This window comes from Paenibacillus sp. FSL L8-0470 (genome assembly GCF_038008625.1).
Classification (GTDB): domain Bacteria; phylum Bacillota; class Bacilli; order Paenibacillales; family Paenibacillaceae; genus Paenibacillus_AQ.
Window position 1 is genome coordinate 857,487 of record NZ_JBBOZM010000001.1, and the last position, 19,464, is coordinate 876,950.

Genomic DNA, 19,464 nt, shown 5'->3' on the forward strand with positions numbered 1-19,464 from the left:
CTTCTCCTGTGTCTTCCTCCATTAAGCACACGAAATCATCACTCCGCCGCAATCTCAAGGTTAGCTTATATAGATGAAGGTTTGATTTGGACAGCAGCCGAGTTAGATGTAGTTACTGCAGCTATTTGGTGCGACAGCGGCTGTTTCTGAGAGTTAGATGTAGTCTGTGCAACTAAAAACAGGAATTTGCTCACTTTTAGCCAAATTCCTTAAAATAGATGTAAGGAGTGCAATTATATCCATATCGAACACGAAAAGCTGGAGTATAACTGCACGAAATACAACTAACCAAACAGAGGGGAAACCCCAACTCGCACCAGTACTCGCACCGGCACCGGCACTATGAACTAGCACCCGCACTATGAACCCGAACCCGCACTATGAACTTGCACCGGCACTATGAACTAGCACCCGCACTCGCACCCAAACCCAAACCCAAACCCAAACCCAAACCCAAACCCAAACCCAAACCCAAACCCAAACCCAAACCCAAACCCAAACCCAAACCCAAACCCAAACCCAAACCCAAACCCAAACCCAAACCCAAACCCAAACCCAAACCCAAACCCAAACCCAAACCCAAACCCAAACCCAAACCCAAACCCAAACCCAAACCCAAACCCAAACCCAAACCCAAACCCAAACCCAAACCCAAACCACAGGCGTGTATCTTCAGTCCACGTTGTACATTGTTTCTGGCCCGCCCTGTAGCAGCTGCCTTATCACACTTATGTAAATATGTTAATTCTCTTTGCCGGTTAGTTTTCGCCAAGTCCATAAGAAGGGACGTAGGGGGAAATAAAGAAAATGCAGTGGTTTCGGCAGGGGCAGCGTTTTCTCATCCACCGCGTAAGGATAAAGGAAGCCCGCTGCATACAGGAACTGATGCCACGGCGTAAGAATCGCCGGCTGATAATATTTGTAATGCCGCTCCACCTCGGGCTCCAGGGGCGGATTGTGCAGATTAACCATTCGTGCCACATAGAAAAGTGCAAGCTGTGCCAACCGGCGGGGCTTCGGCTTGTCCGTCAACCCGGACAGACCGGGAGCAATCGGCGCCTCCAGCAAATCCGCCGCGAGGATCAAGGCTTGCCCACCAACGCTGTCGTAATTATAACGCCGGAGCAGCCCGGTCAACACGCCGGCGTCGGGCTCTTGCAGAAGCAGCTGTTTGATATCCAGCAGCCATCGCAGCCTCGACCAGCCATGCCTTGCGCCATGCGCAGCCAGAAACAGGAACAAATCCTCCCTGCCCAAGTAATGGACGTTTTGTCCGAGCTGGCTGCTTGTCCGTGCATGTTTCCAAAGCTCATCAAAATCAGGCTCCTTAGAAGGCCCGGGACTTAATCGCCAATGAACCTCAACCTTGATGTATTTGGCGGGGTGATTGAAGGTGTTGTGATGTTCGCGCCACTTCCAGTCTCCCAATATACTCTCGAATTCCTCTTCTTTCACGTAACCGAGAGAGACCAGCAATGCTTCCGTCTCGGTCAGCTGTTCCATCGGCACAATAAAATCGAGGTCACGCGAGGTTCGCAGCGAGATATCACCGTATAAATCCTGTGCAAGCACCGGACCCTTCAGAAACAGAGAACGGATATTCAGCCGGGCCAGCGATTCGCCGATATTCCCCATTTCACCGCTGAGCTGAAGCATCTGGACGGTATTTCTGCGGTACTCCCATTTCAAACGCTGGGTAACCAAAGACGGTACAGCTTCACCTTGCATGCGGCTAAGCTTAGGATATAAAAAAGGATAAACGCGGTGATGCAGCGATAGCCGGATCATCAGCTCCCAGTCGATATCCGCGAACTGCTCCGGATTCTGTTCCGCCATATCATCGATGTTGTCAGCTGTAAGCAGTGCAAGAAGAAGTAATACTTCCTTAGATAAGCTCCTTTTATCAAGGGTATACCGGTCAGTCATAGAGACTCTCCTTAGTGGAATGTGAACAGATCCGTTGGCGGATTTGTTCTATTTAAAGAACGCATTGTGAGCGTAACACCGTCATCCGAAATTTGTCAATTTTTATGTGGAAGATGTGTATTGTCCTTGCATTGGGCATGTCTTTAATTAAACACACAATGTGCAATAGAAGCATGTAAGAAACTCTATGATTGCCCAAATCCACAATGAAAATTCAAACACTGGAAGCAGTCTGTCGGCGTTTTTGCCATTCTCCATCTCTTTATAGAGCACACGGTTGCCTCTTTATGACTGCCGATTTCTTTCCCGGGAAAAGAGGTCTGTTGTACCATTTGCTCCGTTTCTACCGTTTGCCCTAATCCCTTCGATCCATTGTGCTGTATGATCCACGTTCCAGGCGGCAGCTTCTTCGTGCTCTCCCGAGAGATAGCTGATACGGAGCAGGGAGGAACCTGCTTTTCCTGTTTTGCCCAGATGGGTACGCACGGCCTCCACCCTGTTTATCGTTTCAAGGGGAATGGTTAAGCTTTTGGCCGGAAAATACATCTTGAACATCAGGGAATCTTTGGTCAAGGCCAGCCAGCCGTTTCCGCGGAATTGACCTGGGCCCAGGGAAGAAAGACCATAGAAGTTAGCCGAACGCTCAGAAAATATGATCTCACAGGCGCTCATCTGCTTCCGTACCTGTAGGAATCTCAAGACTAGTCCGACCAATGCAAGGACTGCAATGCAGCCTGCTGTAATAACTGCTGGAATGAGTACCACCTTCTCCTGTTTCTTATTTCGAACAGATTAGGGCTGAAGTTAATCCGTCCCGTACAAAGATTTTACCACTTTCATCCATTACAGGGGAATGAGAGCCCCCACTTTCCGGGTGGATAATTCTGGTTTCTGCCAGTCCGTACTGGATTTCCAGTAGCGTCCATTTATGCTAAGATATTGTTGCCTGAACTGGCGGGAAAAATAATTATAAGCAGAAGCTTGTTTGGGGAATCTCTGTCTTCTAGATCTTAAGGGGGAGAGGAAATTGCATGAGGAGCTAAGCGGAATTCACGGGGCAGAATCGTGGACAATCATTGAACCGGTACTTAAGGGCTGGTCGGAGGATAAAAAGTATTATGTTGAGGATGAGGCCGGGCGCAAGCTGCTGCTGAGGATCTCAGGCATTGAAGCCTTCCAGCGGAAGCAGGCAGAGCATCAGGTTCTAAAACTGTTTAATAAGCTTGATTTTCCGATGTCGCGGGTGATTGATTTCGGAACATGCGGCCAAGGCAGGTATACCTATATGCTGCTGACGTGGGTAGAGGGGCGTCCGCTGGAGGAGTGTCTGCTTATGCTAACAGCTAAGGAACAGTATGAGCTTGGCGTGGAGGCGGGAAAGATATTGAAGCTGATGCACTCCATCCCGAATAGCAATGACCTCCCTCAATGGGAAGAACAGATGCAGGCCAAAATTCTGGCCCGCATCAAACAATATGAAGACTGCCCGTATCATTTGGAGGGTGATGAGCAAGCTATTGCTTATGTAAAAGAAAATATCGGGCTGATCCATAACGTGAAAAAGGTCTACCAGCACGGAGACTTTCACATGGGCAATCTCATCTACACTCCTGAAGGCGGGATTGGAGTTATTGATTTCAACCGCTGGGACAACGGAGATTATGTTGAAGAGTTCTATAAGCTGCAGTTTTTTGACAGAGACCGGAGCGTTCCGTTTGCCGTAGGCAAGCTTGAAGGATATTTCGAAGGAACGCCTCCAGAGGAATTTTGGAACAGGCAGGCACTGTACGTGGCTTACAGCTCACTTTTTTCGATTAAGTGGTCGATCCCCTTTGGGGCAGCCGACATTGAATGCATGATGACACGCGGCAGAATGGCGCTGGAGGATTATGATTATTTCTGTAGAGTCATTCCGCGCTGGTATCAGGCATAAGGCACATCGAAGATGCCTGCAATCTATAGAAGACGAGGGTGATTCTGCAGGATTTTTTTTACGGCGTATTAATGTTTGGCCAAAAGATTGAAATCAAGGAGTGCAGTACGGTAGAATTGCACTATCAGCAGATTTAACCAAGAAGGGGATTGTATCGTTTGAATAATGAAGAAGTGAACCAAGAGCTGCCCGAGAATTACGAGGAGCTGAAGAAAGCCGCCGGCCGTTCGGCGGATTGGAGAGCGCGTCTTGCTGCAGTGGAAGAGCTGGGACAGACGAAGCACAAACAAATTATCGATATTCTGAATCGCCTGATGATTAGCGATCCTGTATATACCGTTCAAGAAGCTGCATATGAGAAGCTGAAAGCCTTCGGTGAAGATGTGAAGGTGCCGTCGAAGAATAAGGCAGAGCTGTTCAGAGGCGTATCCAAGATTGCGCTGCGCATCAAGAAGAGTCTCCCTAAAGACCATTCGTATGAAGAGTTCAAGGAAAAGCTGAAGAAGATGAGAATCGACGTCTACGATGCTTACGAAGGTGAGAAGGGCGAGGATTTCGATCAATGGCTGGAGAAGTTGTGGATTTCAGCGACAAAATAGTTAGCGGTAATATAGCGGGAGCCAAGGACTGGACAAGTCCTTGGCTCTTCGTTTTTAGTTCCAGCCGATCACTCCATTGCTAAGCCCGGCGGATATATAGTAAGGTGGCAAGAGGAAGAGAACGGAACATTGCAGCAGTAATCTTTTCCTATATCAATTACACAAAGGATGACAACATGAACACTAACCCATCAACCGAAATGCTCTCTGAGCAATTTCAGGAATTTCTTAAGCTCTCCGGGGAATTGCGCCCCAATTATATTGCCAGCCTGGGAAGCCGTCCGGAAGACAGTAACTCTTCAATCAGCAGCATAGTGCCCGAAGTGCCGGAGCTTCTAGAAGTAATCTACAGCACGGTTTCCGGTACCGGCAGCGATGAGGAAGAACCGAGCCTGATTGAGTTCATACCGGGATACAGACTGATTCATATCAAGGAATATAAGCAGGAAATGCAGGTGCTGGCAGGCATTCTGGAGGAGAAGGGCCACCAGACCGACGGAGTGATTCTTCCGGTTCTGACCAATTATGGCAGCGACTTTATTTGCTACTACCGGTCCACTGACGGAACGGAGCGGATTTGCGACCTGCTGCATGACTACGGCGATCTGGTTGTGATGTATGATTCGCCACAGAAATTTCTGGAGACGTTATGTGAATTCTATGAGCAGGAAGTTTATTTTTTGGATGAGGAGGGGTATCTCGACTGCGATTTGGTCAAAGAAGGCGAGGTAGGTGCTGCCCTCAATCCGGCTGCGGAATATTGGGCGGAATAAACCAAATCTGTTGCAGGGTTTATTCCTTTTTTTACCGTCTAATGGACAGACTGGTAATGGGAAGGTGCAGATCAGATGCAAAATCTATTCAGAAATAAAAACCGCCAAATCAGAGCAGGATGGGAGATACTGCTGCTGACAGCGGCAATATTTGCTATTACAATGATTGTCTCGTTTGGGGTCTCGCTGCGGGTGGATTCCCGGCAATGGTTCGACCAAGACGGCTGGGTGAGGATATTCAAATCAGATGGTCTTTATACGTTTATCACTGTATGGTTCACGATGCGTGTCCTGCATAAACTTCCCTTAACCTCTATCGGATTTTCGCGGCCTGACGGAGCCAGATTCATTCAAGGATTCATTAGCGGTGTGCTACTCTTGACATGTATTGCTCTGCTGCTGTGGGGCCTCGGCTCAGCAACTTTTCAGGGGGAGTGGGCCAATCCTCAATTTATGCGGCTAGATATCGTTGATCTGGTCATCACCGCAATCCTAGCTGGAATCTGCGAAGAAATTCTGTTCAGAGGATTTATTCAGCATCTGCTGGCTAGTCGCGTGGGCCTTTATTGGGCCGTGGCCATCACCTCTGTACTGTTCTCACTGGCGCATATGGCCAATCCGGGCTACAACGGGATCTGCTTTCTTAATATTGTGTTGATAGCCCTTATCTTCTCAACGATGGTCATCCGGACAGGAAACTTATATTTTGCGATAGCTCTGCACATCTCGTGGAATCTGTTTCAAGGGTATGTACTGGGCATCGCAGTCAGCGGAAATATACCACATGGGTTGTATTCGCTGAAATTAACGGGTGCCGATTGGATGACCGGAGGAGAGTTTGGAGTAGAGGGAAGTCTTGTAACAACGCTTGTGCTTGGGTTGGTTTTTGTTTTTATGCTATTGGCCGTCAAACGCGTAGCGGGAATGAGGAATACGATGGGCGGGGGCTTCGGTTCAGTTACTCGTTGATGTCGCTGCTGCTTTAAGCAGTCCGAATGATAAAATTGATACTGTACCCGCAATAAAGAGCAGCCTGAATCCGGGCTGCTCTTTGTTAGGATTGATACTGATACGATACTTAGCTACTGTCATCTATTCCCCCTGCACAGACCGCTTCTCCTGCTCCCGCAGCTCAATTCTCCGTATTTTGCCGGAGGTAGTCTTCGGAAGATCCGTGATGAATTCAATTTTGCGCGGATATTTATAAGGGGCTGTCATTTCCTTGACATGACTCTGCAATTCCTTAATCAGCTCCGGTGTGCCTGCGCTGTTGTCCTTCAGCACGACAAAGGCTTTTACGATCGAGCCGCGGATCTCGTCAGGGCTGGCCACAACTGCGCATTCTTTAACCATGGCATGCTTCATCAGGGCTTCTTCCACTTCAAAAGGACCGATGGTGTAGCCTGAGCTGATGATGATATCGTCTCCCCGGCCTTCAAACCAGAAATAGCCATCCTCATCTTTGCGCGCCCGGTCTCCGGTGACAAAATATTCTCCGTGGGAGCAATTCGCCTTGCGTTCAGGGTCTTTGTAATAGTTCTGGAACAGGGCAGGCATGCTTAAATGCACGGCGATATCGCCGACAACACCCGCAGGAACCGGCTGCCCTTCCTCATTAATCACCTCGACAATGCCCGGCGCGATGGATTGGCCCATAGACCCGACACGGATAGGCTGATCTTTCAGCGCAGCAATGATCAGCGTGCTTTCCGTCTGGCCGTAGCCGTCGCGGATGGTAATGTCAAAATGCTGTTGGAAGGTCCGGATGACCTCCTCGTTCAGAGGTTCGCCGGCGGATACGGCACAGCGCAGTTTTGACAGGTCATATTGCGGCAGTCCTTCAGCCTTGGCCATTAAGCGGTATTCCGTCGGAGTGCAGCATAATACCTGAATGGCTTGATCCTGAAGCAGCTGCAGATACCGGTCCGGATGGAATGGACCATTGTAGACAAAGCCGGTGGCTCCATTGCCGAGCACAGTTAAGAACGGACTCCAGATCCATTTTTGCCAGCCCGGTGCTGCAGTTGCCCAGACGGTATCTGATTCGCGGATGTCCAGCCATAGGGATGAGGTGATCCGCAGGTGCGCATATCCCCAGCCATGTGTATGAACTACGGCTTTAGGGTTGCCGGTAGTGCCGGAGGTATAAGCAAGGATGGCAATATCGTCGCGGCGGCTGGCTACGGCCGGGAAAGTATCCGGCTTGTCCGCCATAAGGCTCTCCAAACTGATCCAGCCTTCACCAAGGTCATCTTCATGTCCGGATACGGAGAGACGGTAATCTAAGGCCGGCAGATCTTCGGCGATTTTGTTAACTTCTGCGGTAACTTCAGACCAGACGATTACAGCTCTCGCTTCCGAATGGCGCAGGCGGTAGGATAAATCCTTCGCCCGGAGCATCTCGGAGGAAGGGATAACGGCGAGCCCGAGCTTCAGGCAGGCGAGATAGATTGCGTAGGCAATAATGCGGCGCGGAACCATGACCAGCACACGGTCACCTTGTTGAAGTCCGAGTTCTTTAAGGCCGCCGGCAAGCCGGTTAGCTTGTCCTAGCAGCTTTCCGTAGGTAATTTCCTCGTACCCGCCATCCTCATGCAACCATTTAAGCGCAATCTTATCGGAAGGATGCTGCTCCATTTCCGAAGTCAGATTGTAGAATTCCGGTGCGATCCAATGCTGATTGTCCAAATGAACCTCTCCTATATAAACGTAATGGTATATCCATACTCTATAGTATAGCACTTTACTTAGTACCAGATGCTAATTTGAGGTGATGTGAAGATGGGTAAGAGAAGGTTCTGTGACTATTTTGTTATAATGCCTATATAAAGGCGTGAGAGTTATTCGCAGATCCGTGCGCTGGTTACCCCTCCTGAGCGAAGCGGAAGCCTGGATTTAGGTGTAACGCCATCCGCAGTTGCAGTACAAGGACATCTGAGAGGGGAAAAATGTAATTTATAGTCATATTTTGAGAAAAATTATCAAAATTTAGACCATTCAAGCTTTGGAAGACTTATAATATATAGATTAAAGAACTTCACGAAAGATAAGGAGACTCCAGCATGCTTTTTAAACCGATCCCTGTTATAACGGGATTCTTAACAATGTCCTGCTTATTGTCAGCCTGCAGTAGCCGGCCTGTGGCTGCCGGTAATCTTTCAGCGGATTCTTCGTCCATTCCGTCACCTTTCGTTTCACAGGGGGCACAAGCTAATCCTGGCGCTTCCGTCATACCGGCTGTTCCCGGACCGTCTAACTCAGCGGCGGAACCAAATGTACTCTCTATTCAATTAAAAGGAATGACTTATTTCTTCCCAGGCCACAATGTTGCGACGAAGCGTTATAATTTTGCGGCTGCAACCTCAACCGGGATCGTCTGGTCACCTGCTCCCCCAATGGAGGGGGAAGGTACTGATCCGGCAGGTATCCCGCTGGAGCCTTTCACCGTTTATCTTAGCGATCCGGCGGATATCGAGCTGAATGCTGCGAAGGCCCGTAAGCTTTGGACGCTGGCATTGCCGGAGGCTTCCGATGAATATACAAAGCTCAATAGTCTGCAGGGTGTAGGTGAATATGTAGTCTACCATACGTACACAATGTTCCGGGGAGGCGCACAGGCGTTGAGGAACCAGGCTTGGGCGCTGAAAACCGGCGATCCGGCGGACAATATTGAAATTCTCTCCTTTCGTACCGCAGGCGGTTACTTCTATAGTTGGGGAATAGAGGAACAGGACAAGCTATATGTATCGGTGAGCCAGCTTCCTGATGGCGATGGCAGCTATGAATATGAAGTATATGTATATTCTCTTGAACAGGAACGGAAGACGGAAATGAAACAGTTTATGTTAGATAACAATATGATTAAGTTTCAATATAATGGAAGGTCATATTCCGTTAAGCTGCAGCAGGGCTAGACCTTTTGAACAGCAGTCTAAACGATACACACTTTATCAGAAAGCAGGCAGTTGATTATGGGCCCTACAACCTTTGATGAGATATTTGGTATTATGAAATCTTCTTTTCCAGAGAGTGAAATTAGAACCTACAGCGGGCAGCGATCTTTGCTGCACAACCCTAACTACCGCCTGTTCACTGAGCAGGACGCTAAGGGGAGGACGCTCGCCTTTTTGGCAGCGTGGGAGTTTCCGGCTCTGCGTTTTGTCGAGCATATAGCAGTAGATCCCGGCATCAGGGGAGGAGGACTCGGCAAAAAGCTGATGCTCAATTATATGGGCCGTTCGGACATTCCTATTCTGCTGGAGGTAGAGCCGCCAAGCGGGGAACTGGAGCAGCGGAGAATCGGGTTTTATGAGCGGCTTGGCTTTCACCTCAATGCCTATGAGTATAACCAGCCCCCGCTCCGTACAGGACAGGCTGATCTGCCGCTGCGCATTATGACGTATCCCTGCCCGATAAACCGGGAGGAATTCCATCAATACAGGGAAATCCTGTACACTGAGGTGTATAAAGTTACAGCACCAGGCAGCCGTCCATGCTGATTCATTACCATAAACAGCCCGCGCTATCGCATTGATAGGCGGGCTGTTCTGCTTGGAAATCCTTCTTTACAATCCGGATACAAGTTAGAAACAAGTTCATGATTAAATTGAACTATAGCAAAGGACATAACAAACCAACTCGCAAGGGAGACGATATTCAATGAAAAGCAAAAAAAAGATCATAGCAACGATGGTATTCGGTATGGCGGTTACGGGCTCGGCAGGTGTGTACGCAGGAACAAATCTGCAAAAGATTAGTGCCTATCTGAACCATAGCATTGGCTTCCAAGTAAACGGAGCGGATTATACGCCGGTAGACGGTAATGGCAAAACACTGGCTCCTATTACTTATAATAATACGACTTACTTGCCTGTACGTGCGATGGCGGATGTGCTGAAGGTGCCGGTGGCCTTCGACGCCTCATCCAACCAGGTGATCCTGGGTACCAATAACAGCTCAGCTGTTACATTAGCCGCCGTTCCATACAGCGCTGAGCAAAAACAGGAGATCAACAAGGCATTCGCAAACTTCCAGGGCTTTGAGACTGCTTATGCTCCATTCAAAATGACCAGCGGAGATACTTTCCAGAAAGTTGACGGCAGCGGGGATGGGGTAAACTTCCTGTTCAAACATATGAGAGTGGTTATTTCTCCCCGCGATTACTCTGATTCGTATGATGGAACTACAGTGAAGCTGTCGAACGGAACGGAAGGCAAATGGTACACGCCTAGTGATCTTGCAATGATGACCTTCAAAGTAGCTGACCGCTATGTCACCATCAGCTCCCCGGATAAATCGTTAAGTAAAGCACAGTTGGAGAATGTAGCCGTAAGCGTGGCGAAATTGAGCAAGTAAGCAACCAGTCCTTCGAATCTAAGGTCCATAAAGGCCTTCGGCAAAAAAGAGGATGTCTGTCAAAGCCACCGGCTCTGCAGACATCCCCTTGTCTATTTATTTGTACCATGTTGTTTAGTTGGCAGCGCTGCTTCTGGTGACCCCTTCCCCCGGCGTTTGTTCTTCTCCGCCTTCCGCTGATTTTCTTGAAACTTCTCCACAAATTCATGAGTATTCATGCTGAACCTCCTAAAAGTATTGTAAGCATCCGATTCTCGGGTCCACTTCGTACATAACTCGCTTCGGAAGCATAGGCCTTAACCAAACTGCTGTTTGTTACTGTAACCATATAGGCATCAAATCATTCACATTGAGCGGTAAGTGACTGTTCAACATGCTGCCGGTCTTTTCTGGAGCAATCCAATGGTTGACAAAACATTTAAAATGGAGCAAAGTAAACTGATAGTTTACTTTGAAACACTATAGTGTAATATGGGGGCGGCAAAACCATTGGGAATCGATCAACGCAGGGAGAAGGAAAAACAGATCCGCCGAAATGACATCCTGGAAGCGGCGGAGCATGTCTTTTTTACCAAAGGATACAATCAGGCGACTATGGACGATGTGGCTAAAGCGGCTGAGTTCAGTAAAAGAACCGTATACGTGTATTTCAACAGCAAGGAGCAAATCTATTTTGAAATTATGATTCGGGGCTATAGGCTGATGATCGGTTTGCTGAAGCAGAAAATCCAGAATGCAGGCGCAGTTACAGCTATAGAGAGTCTGAGGCAAATGGGAGATGTTTTTTACAGCTTCAGCAGGCAGCATCCGGAATACTTCAAGGCCATTATTGAATATGAGACCGCAGAGCTCGATTTTGAGAGTGGGGTGACGGACGAGGCAAGGGATGAATGTTATGCCCTGGGTGAAGAAATGACGGAATATTTGGTTGGACTTTTGCGTCAGGGGATGGATGAGGGGGAGATCCGCAAGGACCTGGATGTGGTAAAAACAGCTCTCGTACTTTGGTCTTGTGTAATTGGTGTGCTGAATACTGCGCATAAGAAGGAAAAATACATCCGCCACATGCATTCTACAACATCGGATGAACTGGTTACGGCAGCATTTACTCTCATGCTTGAGTCTATCCGTAACTAAAGGGGGAGAGAACATGACAGGGATAAGGTGGAGAAGTCGGGTGATTCTCATTCTTTCAGCGATTGGCGTTTTGCTTGTCATAACTTTTGCTTCATTAATGTTTATTAGTGGAGTCTTCCGGGAGCAGAAGTATCTGCAGCCTTGGAAGCCGAGCTATTCTGCTGCAATCACGGACCCGAGGGTGCAATTGGCTGCGCATGGGCTTTTGGCTGCCAGCAGCCACAACATGCAGCCTTGGAAGATCAAATTGGACAGCAGCAATCCGCTGAAGTTTGCTCTGTATGCGGATAGTGAACGTTTATCGCCTGCAGTTGATCCATATGCGCGGCAGTTCATGGTTTCGCAGGGGACTTTTTTAGAATATGTCAGGGTTGCTGGAGAAGAACTGGGTTATGAGACAGCGATTGAGCTGTTTCCGGAAGGTGACTATGATGAGAAGAGACTTGTGCAGAGTATGCGTACCAAACCTGTAGCGGTCATCACTCTCACCCGAATGAACTCTGTGAGCCATCCGCTCTACAAGTATTTATTCCTTTCGGACACCAACAGAGGGGCTTACCGATCGGATGCACTGCGTGCCGAGCAGGTGGATGAGCTGCAGGGTCTTCAAGAGAATAAGGATATTTCCTTAAAAATTGTTCAAGATCCGGATAATAAGAAGCGGCTTGCAACATACATAACAGAAGCGTCTATTGTTGAGGCGGGCGTCGATACGGTAATGGAAGAGTCAGCAAGGATATTCCGATCTAATGAAAAAGAGAAGAATAAATATCGTTATGGCTTCTCCGTAGAGGGGCAGGGAACGGATGGACTTATGCGTCATATGCTGCAAGGTCTGGTTACACTGTTTCCTTCGCTGAACAAGGGAGAGGCTGCTTCCAAGCAATTCATCACATCGACTGAAACTTCCGTAAACAACACGCCTGCCTTTGCCATGATTCGTTCTGCCGACAACAGCCGCTTGAGCCAGGTCCGCAGCGGAATGTTATACAGCAGGCTGGTGCTGTCCGCTCACCGTTTGGGGCTTGCCATACAGCCTTTAAGCCAGGTGTTGGAGGAATATCCTGAAATGAGCAGGCTATATAGCGGTATTCACCGCAGTTATGCAGCAGATGGAGAGACTATTCAAATGCTCATGCGTATCGGTATTCCAGTAAAAATAGCGCCTTTAAGCTTGAGAAGAGATGTACACGAATTGCTAATCAGCGAGTCTTCAGAATAATAAAGCTGAAAAGGGGGAATATAAATAAAGTGTTGCAATGTTCTGAAATACATGATATATTCTATTTCTGGCCACGAAACATCAACGCCTGGCTCGGAAAAGAAGTTAAAAAAAAGAGCTTGCATTGATCGGCTGGATGTGATATATTATAAGAGTTGCTGGTGACGAGATAATCGACACTGACAACGAGCTTGATCTTTGAAAACTGAACAACGAGTGAGTATGGAAATCACGCAAGTGAGATCCGAAACTGATGAGTTTCACAGCGTATTTATACGCTTTAGAAATTTCATCGTGAGAATGTAAATTCTCGTCAGATGTTTCAAATTGAGCAATCGCTCTTTCTAAATACCAATTTGGAGAGTTTGATCCTGGCTCAGGACGAACGCTGGCGGCGTGCCTAATACATGCAAGTCGAGCGGAGTTATGAAGGAGCTTGCTCTGGAATAACTTAGCGGCGGACGGGTGAGTAACACGTAGGCAACCTACCTCTTTGACTGGGATAACTACCGGAAACGGTAGCTAATACCGGATAATTCCTTTGTTCACATGGACGAAGGATGAAAGGCGGAGCAATCTGCTACAAGGAGATGGGCCTGCGGCGCATTAGCTAGTTGGTGGGGTAACGGCTCACCAAGGCGACGATGCGTAGCCGACCTGAGAGGGTGAACGGCCACACTGGGACTGAGACACGGCCCAGACTCCTACGGGAGGCAGCAGTAGGGAATCTTCCGCAATGGGCGAAAGCCTGACGGAGCAACGCCGCGTGAGTGATGAAGGTTTTCGGATCGTAAAGCTCTGTTGCCAGGGAAGAACGTCCGGTAGAGTAACTGCTACCGGAGTGACGGTACCTGAGAAGAAAGCCCCGGCTAACTACGTGCCAGCAGCCGCGGTAATACGTAGGGGGCAAGCGTTGTCCGGAATTATTGGGCGTAAAGCGCGCGCAGGCGGCTATTTAAGTCTGGTGTTTAAACCTTGGGCTCAACCTGAGGTCGCACTGGAAACTGGGTGGCTTGAGTACAGAAGAGGAAAGTGGAATTCCACGTGTAGCGGTGAAATGCGTAGATATGTGGAGGAACACCAGTGGCGAAGGCGACTTTCTGGGCTGTAACTGACGCTGAGGCGCGAAAGCGTGGGGAGCAAACAGGATTAGATACCCTGGTAGTCCACGCCGTAAACGATGAGTGCTAGGTGTTAGGGGTTTCGATACCCTTGGTGCCGAAGTTAACACAGTAAGCACTCCGCCTGGGGAGTACGGTCGCAAGACTGAAACTCAAAGGAATTGACGGGGACCCGCACAAGCAGTGGAGTATGTGGTTTAATTCGAAGCAACGCGAAGAACCTTACCAGGTCTTGACATCCCTCTGAATCCACTAGAGATAGTGGCGGCCTTCGGGACAGAGGAGACAGGTGGTGCATGGTTGTCGTCAGCTCGTGTCGTGAGATGTTGGGTTAAGTCCCGCAACGAGCGCAACCCTTGACTTTAGTTGCCAGCAGGTAAGGCTGGGCACTCTAGAGTGACTGCCGGTGACAAACCGGAGGAAGGTGGGGATGACGTCAAATCATCATGCCCCTTATGACCTGGGCTACACACGTACTACAATGGCCGGTACAACGGGAAGCGAAGCCGCGAGGTGGAGCCAATCCCAGCAAAGCCGGTCTCAGTTCGGATTGCAGGCTGCAACTCGCCTGCATGAAGTCGGAATTGCTAGTAATCGCGGATCAGCATGCCGCGGTGAATACGTTCCCGGGTCTTGTACACACCGCCCGTCACACCACGAGAGTTTACAACACCCGAAGTCGGTGGGGTAACCCGCAAGGGAGCCAGCCGCCGAAGGTGGGGTAGATGATTGGGGTGAAGTCGTAACAAGGTAGCCGTATCGGAAGGTGCGGCTGGATCACCTCCTTTCTATGGAGAATCGTTTCCTGCAACGGAAACATTCAAATCGGAAGCTTAGCTTCCAAAACACTCACTCGTTGGTCAGTTTTGAGAGTTTAAGCTCTCAGGAAGTACCTTGATCCTTGAAAACTGGATACCGAAACGAATTTGCGTTTTAGAACATCTTTTAGCTGAAACTTGTGTAAACAAGTTTTAATTATAGCGATGCTAGCGATTTTCCTAACGGAAAACGCATTGGTTAAGCTAATAAGAGCACACGGAGGATGCCTAGGCGCCAGGAGCCGACGAAGGACGTGGCGAACAACGAAACTGCCTCGGGGAGCTGTAAGCAAGCTTTGATCCGGGGGTGTCCGAATGGGGAAACCCAGCTGTGGTAATTCGCAGTTACTTCTCTCTGAATACATAGGAGAGATAGAGGCAGACCAGGGGAACTGAAACATCTAAGTACCCTGAGGAAGAGAAAACAATAGTGATTCCGTCAGTAGCGGCGAGCGAACGCGGAACAGCCTAAACCAAGGGGCTTGCCCCTTGGGGTTGTGGGACGTCTCACATGGAGTTACAAAGGAATATGGTAGGCGAAGAGGTCTGGAAAGGCCCGCGATAGAGGTAAAAGCCCTGTAGCCTAAACTGTGTTCTCTCCGAGACGGATCCCGAGTAGTGCGGGGCACGTGAAACCCCGTATGAATCCAGCAGGACCATCTGCTAAGGCTAAATACTACCTGGCGACCGATAGTGAAACAGTACCGTGAGGGAAAGGTGAAAAGCACCCCGGAAGGGGAGTGAAATAGAACCTGAAACCGTGTGCTTACAAAAAGTCAGAGCCCGATCTAGGGGTGATGGCGTGCCTTTTGTAGAATGAACCGGCGAGTTACGTTTAACATGCAAGGTTAAGGTGAGAAGCCGGAGCCGCAGCGAAAGCGAGTCTGAATAGGGCGACTTAAGTATGTGGACGTAGACCCGAAACCGTGTGATCTACCCCTGTCCAGGGTGAAGGTGCGGTAACACGCACTGGAGGCCCGAACCCACGTATGTTGAAAAATGCGGGGATGAGGTGGGGGTAGCGGAGAAATTCCAATCGAACTCGGAGATAGCTGGTTCTCCCCGAAATAGCTTTAGGGCTAGCCTCGGTGAATGGAGTGGTGGAGGTAGAGCACTGATTGGGTGCGGGGCCCGCAAGGGTTACCAAGCTCAGTCAAACTCCGAATGCCATTAACTTCTTGCCGGGAGTCAGACAGTGAGTGCTAAGATCCATTGTCAAAAGGGAAACAGCCCAGACCATCAGCTAAGGTCCCCAAGTGTGTGTTAAGTGGGAAAGGATGTGGAGTTGCACAGACAACCAGGATGTTGGCTTAGAAGCAGCCACCATTGAAAGAGTGCGTAATAGCTCACTGGTCGAGTGACTCTGCGCCGAAAATGTAACGGGGCTAAACACACCACCGAAGCTATGGCTAGATGCTTTGCATCTGGGGTAGGGGAGCGTTGTATGTGGGTTGAAGGTGTACCGTAAGGAGCGCTGGACAGCATACAAGTGAGAATGCCGGTATGAGTAACGAAAAGATCAGTGAGAATCTGATCCGCCGAAAGCCCAAGGTTTCCTGAGGAAGGCTCGTCCGCTCAGGGTAAGTCGGGACCTAAGGCGAGGCCGAAAGGCGTAGTCGAAGGACAACAGTTTGAAATTACTGTACCACCGTAATCCGCTATGAGCGATGGGGTGACGCAGGAGGGTAGTGACGCGGACTGATGGATGTCCGTCTAAGCAGTGAGGCTGGTGTGTAGGCAAATCCGCACACCGTTAAGGCTGGGCTGTGATGGGGAGCGAAAATTATAGTAGCGAAGGTCATGATCTCACACTGCCAAGAAAAGCCTCTAGCCAGGAGAAGGTGCCCGTACCGCAAACCGACACAGGTAGGCGAGAAGAGAATTCTAAGGCGCGCGGAAGAACTCTCGTTAAGGAACTCGGCAAAATGACCCCGTAACTTCGGGAGAAGGGGTGCCTCGGTAGGGTGAATAGCCCGAGGGGGCCGCAGTGAAAAGGCCCAAGCGACTGTTTAGCAAAAACACAGGTCTGTGCGAAGCCGCAAGGCGAAGTATACGGGCTGACGCCTGCCCGGTGCTGGAAGGTTAAGGGGAGCGGTTAGGAGTAATCCGAAGCTGTGAACCGAAGCCCCAGTAAACGGCGGCCGTAACTATAACGGTCCTAAGGTAGCGAAATTCCTTGTCAGGTAAATTCTGACCCGCACGAATGGCGTAACGACTTGGGCGCTGTCTCAACGAGAGATCCGGTGAAATTTTAATACCTGTGAAGATGCAGGTTACCCGCGACAAGACGGAAAGACCCCATGGAGCTTTACTGCAGCTTGATATTGAATTTGGGTACGATCTGTACAGGATAGGTGGGAGCCGTAGAGGCAGGAGCGCAAGCTTCTGCGGAGGCGCCGTTGGGATACCACCCTGATCGTATCTAGGTTCTAACCTGGTGCCCTAATCGGGTACGGGGACCGTGTCAGGCGGGCAGTTTGACTGGGGCGGTCGCCTCCTAAAGAGTAACGGAGGCGTTCAAAGGTTCCCTCAGAATGGTTGGAAATCATTCGAAGAGTGCAAAGGCATAAGGGAGCTTGACTGCGAGACCTACAAGTCGAGCAGGGACGAAAGTCGGACTTAGTGATCCGGTGGTACCGCATGGAAGGGCCATCGCTCAACGGATAAAAGCTACCCTGGGGATAACAGGCTTATCTCCCCCAAGAGTCCACATCGACGGGGAGGTTTGGCACCTCGATGTCGGCTCATCGCATCCTGGGGCTGAAGTAGGTCCCAAGGGTTGGGCTGTTCGCCCATTAAAGCGGTACGCGAGCTGGGTTCAGAACGTCGTGAGACAGTTCGGTCCCTATCTGTCGTGGGCGCAGGAAATTTGAGAGGAGCTGTCCTTAGTACGAGAGGACCGGGATGGACGTACCGCTGGTGCATCAGTTGTTCCGCCAGGAGCATGGCTGAGTAGCTACGTACGGACGGGATAAGCGCTGAAAGCATCTAAGCGTGAAGCCCCCCTCAAGATGAGATTTCCCAATTAGTAAGACCCCTTGAAGACGACGAGGTAGATAGGTTGGAGGTGGAAGTGCAGCAATGCATGGAGCTGACCAATACTAATCGGTCGAGGGCTTATCCAACAAGTAAGACGCAGATTCGTTTCGGATTCAGTTTTCAGGAATCAAGGTTCCTGAAGCATTTACGCTGTAAATGCCCGTTTGGTGGCGATAGCGGAGGGGTTCCACGCGTACCCATCCCGAACACGACCGTTAAGCCCTCCAGCGCCGATGGTACTTGGACCGAAGGGTCCTGGGAGAGTAGGACGCCGCCAAGCGGACAACCACACACACTGTGGTATTTTTTTTGCCCTTAATATTTATATACGGTAGAAGGGCCTTTAGCTCAGCTGGTTAGAGCGCACCCCTGATAAGGGTGAGGTCGGTGGTTCGAGTCCACTAAGGCCCACCATTTTCCCTGATAGCTCAGTTGGTAGAGCACTCGACTGTTAATCGAGTTGTCACAGGTTCGAGTCCTGTTCGGGGAGCCATATGGAGAGGTGTCCGAGTTTGGCCGAAGGAGCACGATTGGAAATCGTGTAGGCGCCACAAGCGTCTCGAGGGTTCGAATCCCTCTCTCTCCGCCACAAATTTTCAACAAGCATGGCCCGTTGGTCAAGGGGTTAAGACACCTCCCTTTCACGGAGGTAACATGGGTTCGAATCCCATACGGGTCATATCATGGAGGCTTAGCTCAGCTGGGAGAGCATCTGCCTTACAAGCAGAGGGTCGGGGGTTCGATCCCCTCAGCCTCCACCATAACATTTCCTTAGAAGCTGTAGCTTCGCATGGATTCCAGGTGTTTTTCTGGGGCCGCAAGGGAACAATAACTTTTACTGACGCGGGGTGGAGCAGCCCGGTAGCTCGTCGGGCTCATAACCCGAAGGCCGCAGGTTCAAATCCTGCCCCCGCAACCAATTTGGAACCGTGGTGTAGTTGGCCTAACATGCCTGCCTGTCACGCAGGAGATCGCGGGTTCGAATCCCGTCGGTTCCGCCATTAGTATGGCATCAGGGATCAGAAGTATATGCTTCGCAAGAATTACTTTGCAATCTCGCAACGAAGTGCAGAGTATCCGCCCTGTTCCGTGTTTTAGCTAATTATAAATATTGGGGATTAGCCAAGCGGTAAGGCAACGGACTTTGACTCCGTCATGCATAGGTTCAAATCCTATATCCCCAGCCATTTTCACGAGAGCCATTAGCTCAGTTGGTAGAGCACCTGACTTTTAATCAGGGTGTCGAAGGTTCGAGTCCTTCATGGCTCACCATTTCTTTAAAGTGTGCGCGTGTGGCGGAATGGCAGACGCACCAGACTTAGGATCTGGCGTTTTACGACGTGGGGGTTCAAGTCCCTTCACGCGCACCATGTTTTTGCGGACGTGGCTCAGCGGTAGAGCATCGCCTTGCCAAGGCGAGGGTCGCGGGTTCGATTCCCGTCGTCCGCTCCATATAGATTTTGCGCCCTTAGCTCAGCTGGATAGAGCGTTTGACTACGAATCAAAAGGCCGGGAGTTCGAATCTCTCAGGGCGCGCCATT

General features: G+C 49.8%; 14 protein-coding genes, 12 tRNA genes and 3 rRNA genes. 24 read left to right on the plus strand and 5 right to left on the minus strand.

All coding sequences use genetic code 11. The features are described from left to right. Nucleotides 1–397: 397 nt before the first annotated feature. The 3 genes from NST99_RS03965 to NST99_RS03975 all read right to left on the minus strand — a co-directional run bounded on the left by NST99_RS03965 (nucleotide 398) and on the right by NST99_RS03975 (nucleotide 2,598). On the minus strand, nucleotides 398–778 hold the full coding sequence (locus tag NST99_RS03965) for a hypothetical protein (protein ID WP_341089853.1): 381 nt from the start codon (nucleotides 776–778) through the stop codon (nucleotides 398–400). Beyond that, complete coding sequence (locus NST99_RS03970) at nucleotides 742–1,926, minus strand: nucleotidyltransferase domain-containing protein (protein ID WP_341089854.1); 1,185 nt, start codon at nucleotides 1,924–1,926, stop codon at nucleotides 742–744. Before NST99_RS03970 ends, NST99_RS03965 begins: the two co-directional genes overlap by 37 nt. A 285-nt stretch (nucleotides 1,927–2,211) precedes the next feature. Further along, nucleotides 2,212–2,598, minus strand: coding sequence for a hypothetical protein (locus tag NST99_RS03975; protein WP_341089855.1), 387 nt, complete (start codon nucleotides 2,596–2,598; stop codon nucleotides 2,212–2,214). Nucleotides 2,599–2,953: 355 nt separating this feature from the next. Here NST99_RS03975 and NST99_RS03980 point away from each other — a divergent pair, with 355 nt between their 5' ends. The 4 genes from NST99_RS03980 to NST99_RS03995 all read left to right on the plus strand — a co-directional run bounded on the left by NST99_RS03980 (nucleotide 2,954) and on the right by NST99_RS03995 (nucleotide 6,200). Beyond that, on the plus strand, nucleotides 2,954–3,859 hold the full coding sequence (locus NST99_RS03980) for an aminoglycoside phosphotransferase family protein (RefSeq protein WP_341089856.1): 906 nt from the start codon (nucleotides 2,954–2,956) through the stop codon (nucleotides 3,857–3,859). Between the two features lie 158 nt (nucleotides 3,860–4,017). Beyond that, nucleotides 4,018–4,458, plus strand: coding sequence for a HEAT repeat domain-containing protein (locus NST99_RS03985; protein ID WP_038586039.1), 441 nt, complete (start codon nucleotides 4,018–4,020; stop codon nucleotides 4,456–4,458). A 176-nt stretch (nucleotides 4,459–4,634) separates the two neighbouring features. Next, on the plus strand, nucleotides 4,635–5,231 hold the full coding sequence (locus NST99_RS03990; RefSeq protein ID WP_341089857.1) for a hypothetical protein: 597 nt from the start codon (nucleotides 4,635–4,637) through the stop codon (nucleotides 5,229–5,231). Between the two features lie 75 nt (nucleotides 5,232–5,306). Further along, the gene (locus tag NST99_RS03995) at nucleotides 5,307–6,200 is read left to right on the plus strand and encodes a CPBP family intramembrane glutamic endopeptidase (RefSeq protein WP_341089858.1); all 894 of its coding nucleotides are present in this window, start codon (nucleotides 5,307–5,309) and stop codon (nucleotides 6,198–6,200) included. Between the two features lie 123 nt (nucleotides 6,201–6,323). Here NST99_RS03995 and NST99_RS04000 read toward each other — a convergent pair whose 3' ends face one another. Further along, nucleotides 6,324–7,868, minus strand: coding sequence for an acyl-CoA synthetase (locus tag NST99_RS04000; RefSeq protein WP_341097545.1), 1,545 nt, complete (start codon nucleotides 7,866–7,868; stop codon nucleotides 6,324–6,326). A 425-nt stretch (nucleotides 7,869–8,293) separates the two neighbouring features. On the opposite strand from NST99_RS04000, the gene NST99_RS04005 reads away from it, so the two are divergent. The 3 genes from NST99_RS04005 (at nucleotide 8,294) to NST99_RS04015 (ending at nucleotide 10,586) form a co-directional block, all read left to right on the plus strand. Continuing rightward, nucleotides 8,294–9,145, plus strand: a complete 852-nt coding sequence (locus NST99_RS04005) for a hypothetical protein (protein WP_341089859.1) — start codon at nucleotides 8,294–8,296, stop codon at nucleotides 9,143–9,145. Between the two features lie 57 nt (nucleotides 9,146–9,202). Next, nucleotides 9,203–9,730 (plus strand): GNAT family N-acetyltransferase, encoded by a 528-nt coding sequence (locus tag NST99_RS04010; protein WP_341089860.1) that lies wholly within the window; start codon nucleotides 9,203–9,205, stop codon nucleotides 9,728–9,730. A 160-nt stretch (nucleotides 9,731–9,890) separates the two neighbouring features. Beyond that, nucleotides 9,891–10,586 (plus strand): hypothetical protein, encoded by a 696-nt coding sequence (locus NST99_RS04015; protein ID WP_341089861.1) that lies wholly within the window; start codon nucleotides 9,891–9,893, stop codon nucleotides 10,584–10,586. Between the two features lie 92 nt (nucleotides 10,587–10,678). Here the strand turns inward: NST99_RS04015 and NST99_RS04020 are convergent, their stop codons facing one another. Further along, complete coding sequence (locus tag NST99_RS04020) at nucleotides 10,679–10,804, minus strand: DUF4023 family protein (RefSeq protein ID WP_341089863.1); 126 nt, start codon at nucleotides 10,802–10,804, stop codon at nucleotides 10,679–10,681. A 271-nt stretch (nucleotides 10,805–11,075) separates the two neighbouring features. Between NST99_RS04020 and NST99_RS04025 the strand changes: the two genes are divergently transcribed. The 17 genes from NST99_RS04025 to NST99_RS04105 all read left to right on the plus strand — a co-directional run bounded on the left by NST99_RS04025 (nucleotide 11,076) and on the right by NST99_RS04105 (nucleotide 19,462). Then, entirely contained in the window at nucleotides 11,076–11,723 is a 648-nt protein-coding gene (locus tag NST99_RS04025) for a TetR/AcrR family transcriptional regulator (protein WP_341089867.1), read from the plus strand. 13 nt (nucleotides 11,724–11,736) lie between these two features. Further along, on the plus strand, nucleotides 11,737–12,945 hold the full coding sequence (locus tag NST99_RS04030; RefSeq protein ID WP_341089868.1) for an Acg family FMN-binding oxidoreductase: 1,209 nt from the start codon (nucleotides 11,737–11,739) through the stop codon (nucleotides 12,943–12,945). A gap of 353 nt (nucleotides 12,946–13,298) precedes the next feature. Then, nucleotides 13,299–14,854, plus strand: a 16S ribosomal RNA gene (locus NST99_RS04035). A gap of 227 nt (nucleotides 14,855–15,081) precedes the next feature. Next, a 23S ribosomal RNA gene (locus tag NST99_RS04040) occupies nucleotides 15,082–18,009 on the plus strand. 77 nt (nucleotides 18,010–18,086) lie between these two features. After that, nucleotides 18,087–18,203: ribosomal RNA gene (gene rrf / locus NST99_RS04045) — 5S ribosomal RNA — on the plus strand. The 16S, 23S and 5S rRNA genes sit together here with 12 tRNA genes alongside, the layout of an rRNA operon. A gap of 57 nt (nucleotides 18,204–18,260) precedes the next feature. Further along, a tRNA-Ile gene (locus tag NST99_RS04050) sits at nucleotides 18,261–18,337 on the plus strand. Nucleotides 18,338–18,340: 3 nt separating this feature from the next. Beyond that, nucleotides 18,341–18,416, plus strand: a tRNA-Asn gene (locus NST99_RS04055). Nucleotides 18,417–18,419: 3 nt separating this feature from the next. After that, nucleotides 18,420–18,512, plus strand: a tRNA-Ser gene (locus NST99_RS04060). A gap of 18 nt (nucleotides 18,513–18,530) precedes the next feature. Further along, a tRNA-Glu gene (locus NST99_RS04065) sits at nucleotides 18,531–18,602 on the plus strand. Between the two features lie 6 nt (nucleotides 18,603–18,608). After that, nucleotides 18,609–18,684: transfer RNA gene (locus NST99_RS04070), tRNA-Val, on the plus strand. 81 nt (nucleotides 18,685–18,765) lie between these two features. Further along, nucleotides 18,766–18,842 (plus strand) — tRNA-Met (locus tag NST99_RS04075). Nucleotides 18,843–18,846: 4 nt separating this feature from the next. After that, a tRNA-Asp gene (locus NST99_RS04080) sits at nucleotides 18,847–18,924 on the plus strand. A 111-nt stretch (nucleotides 18,925–19,035) separates the two neighbouring features. Next, nucleotides 19,036–19,110 (plus strand) — tRNA-Gln (locus NST99_RS04085). 9 nt (nucleotides 19,111–19,119) lie between these two features. Beyond that, a tRNA-Lys gene (locus tag NST99_RS04090) sits at nucleotides 19,120–19,195 on the plus strand. 14 nt (nucleotides 19,196–19,209) lie between these two features. After that, nucleotides 19,210–19,293, plus strand: a tRNA-Leu gene (locus NST99_RS04095). Between the two features lie 7 nt (nucleotides 19,294–19,300). Further along, a tRNA-Gly gene (locus NST99_RS04100) sits at nucleotides 19,301–19,375 on the plus strand. Between the two features lie 10 nt (nucleotides 19,376–19,385). Then, nucleotides 19,386–19,462, plus strand: a tRNA-Arg gene (locus NST99_RS04105). Nucleotides 19,463–19,464 lie beyond the last annotated feature (2 nt).

Bases quoted from the DNA above. Each gene is read 5' to 3' on its own strand.
- NST99_RS03965 (WP_341089853.1), bottom strand. From the start codon at position 778: ATGGACTTGGCGAAAACTAACCGGCAAAGAGAATTAACATATTTACAT.
- NST99_RS03970 (WP_341089854.1), bottom strand. From the start codon at position 1,926: ATGACTGACCGGTATACCCTTGATAAAAGGAGCTTATCTAAGGAAGTA.
- NST99_RS03975 (WP_341089855.1), bottom strand. From the start codon at position 2,598: ATGAGCGCCTGTGAGATCATATTTTCTGAGCGTTCGGCTAACTTCTAT.
- NST99_RS03990 (WP_341089857.1), top strand. From the start codon at position 4,635: ATGAACACTAACCCATCAACCGAAATGCTCTCTGAGCAATTTCAGGAA.
- NST99_RS03995 (WP_341089858.1), top strand. From the start codon at position 5,307: ATGCAAAATCTATTCAGAAATAAAAACCGCCAAATCAGAGCAGGATGG.
- NST99_RS04000 (WP_341097545.1), bottom strand. From the start codon at position 7,868: ATGGAGCAGCATCCTTCCGATAAGATTGCGCTTAAATGGTTGCATGAG.
- NST99_RS04005 (WP_341089859.1), top strand. From the start codon at position 8,294: ATGCTTTTTAAACCGATCCCTGTTATAACGGGATTCTTAACAATGTCC.
- NST99_RS04010 (WP_341089860.1), top strand. From the start codon at position 9,203: ATGGGCCCTACAACCTTTGATGAGATATTTGGTATTATGAAATCTTCT.
- NST99_RS04015 (WP_341089861.1), top strand. From the start codon at position 9,891: ATGAAAAGCAAAAAAAAGATCATAGCAACGATGGTATTCGGTATGGCG.
- NST99_RS04020 (WP_341089863.1), bottom strand. From the start codon at position 10,804: ATGAATACTCATGAATTTGTGGAGAAGTTTCAAGAAAATCAGCGGAAG.
- NST99_RS04030 (WP_341089868.1), top strand. From the start codon at position 11,737: ATGACAGGGATAAGGTGGAGAAGTCGGGTGATTCTCATTCTTTCAGCG.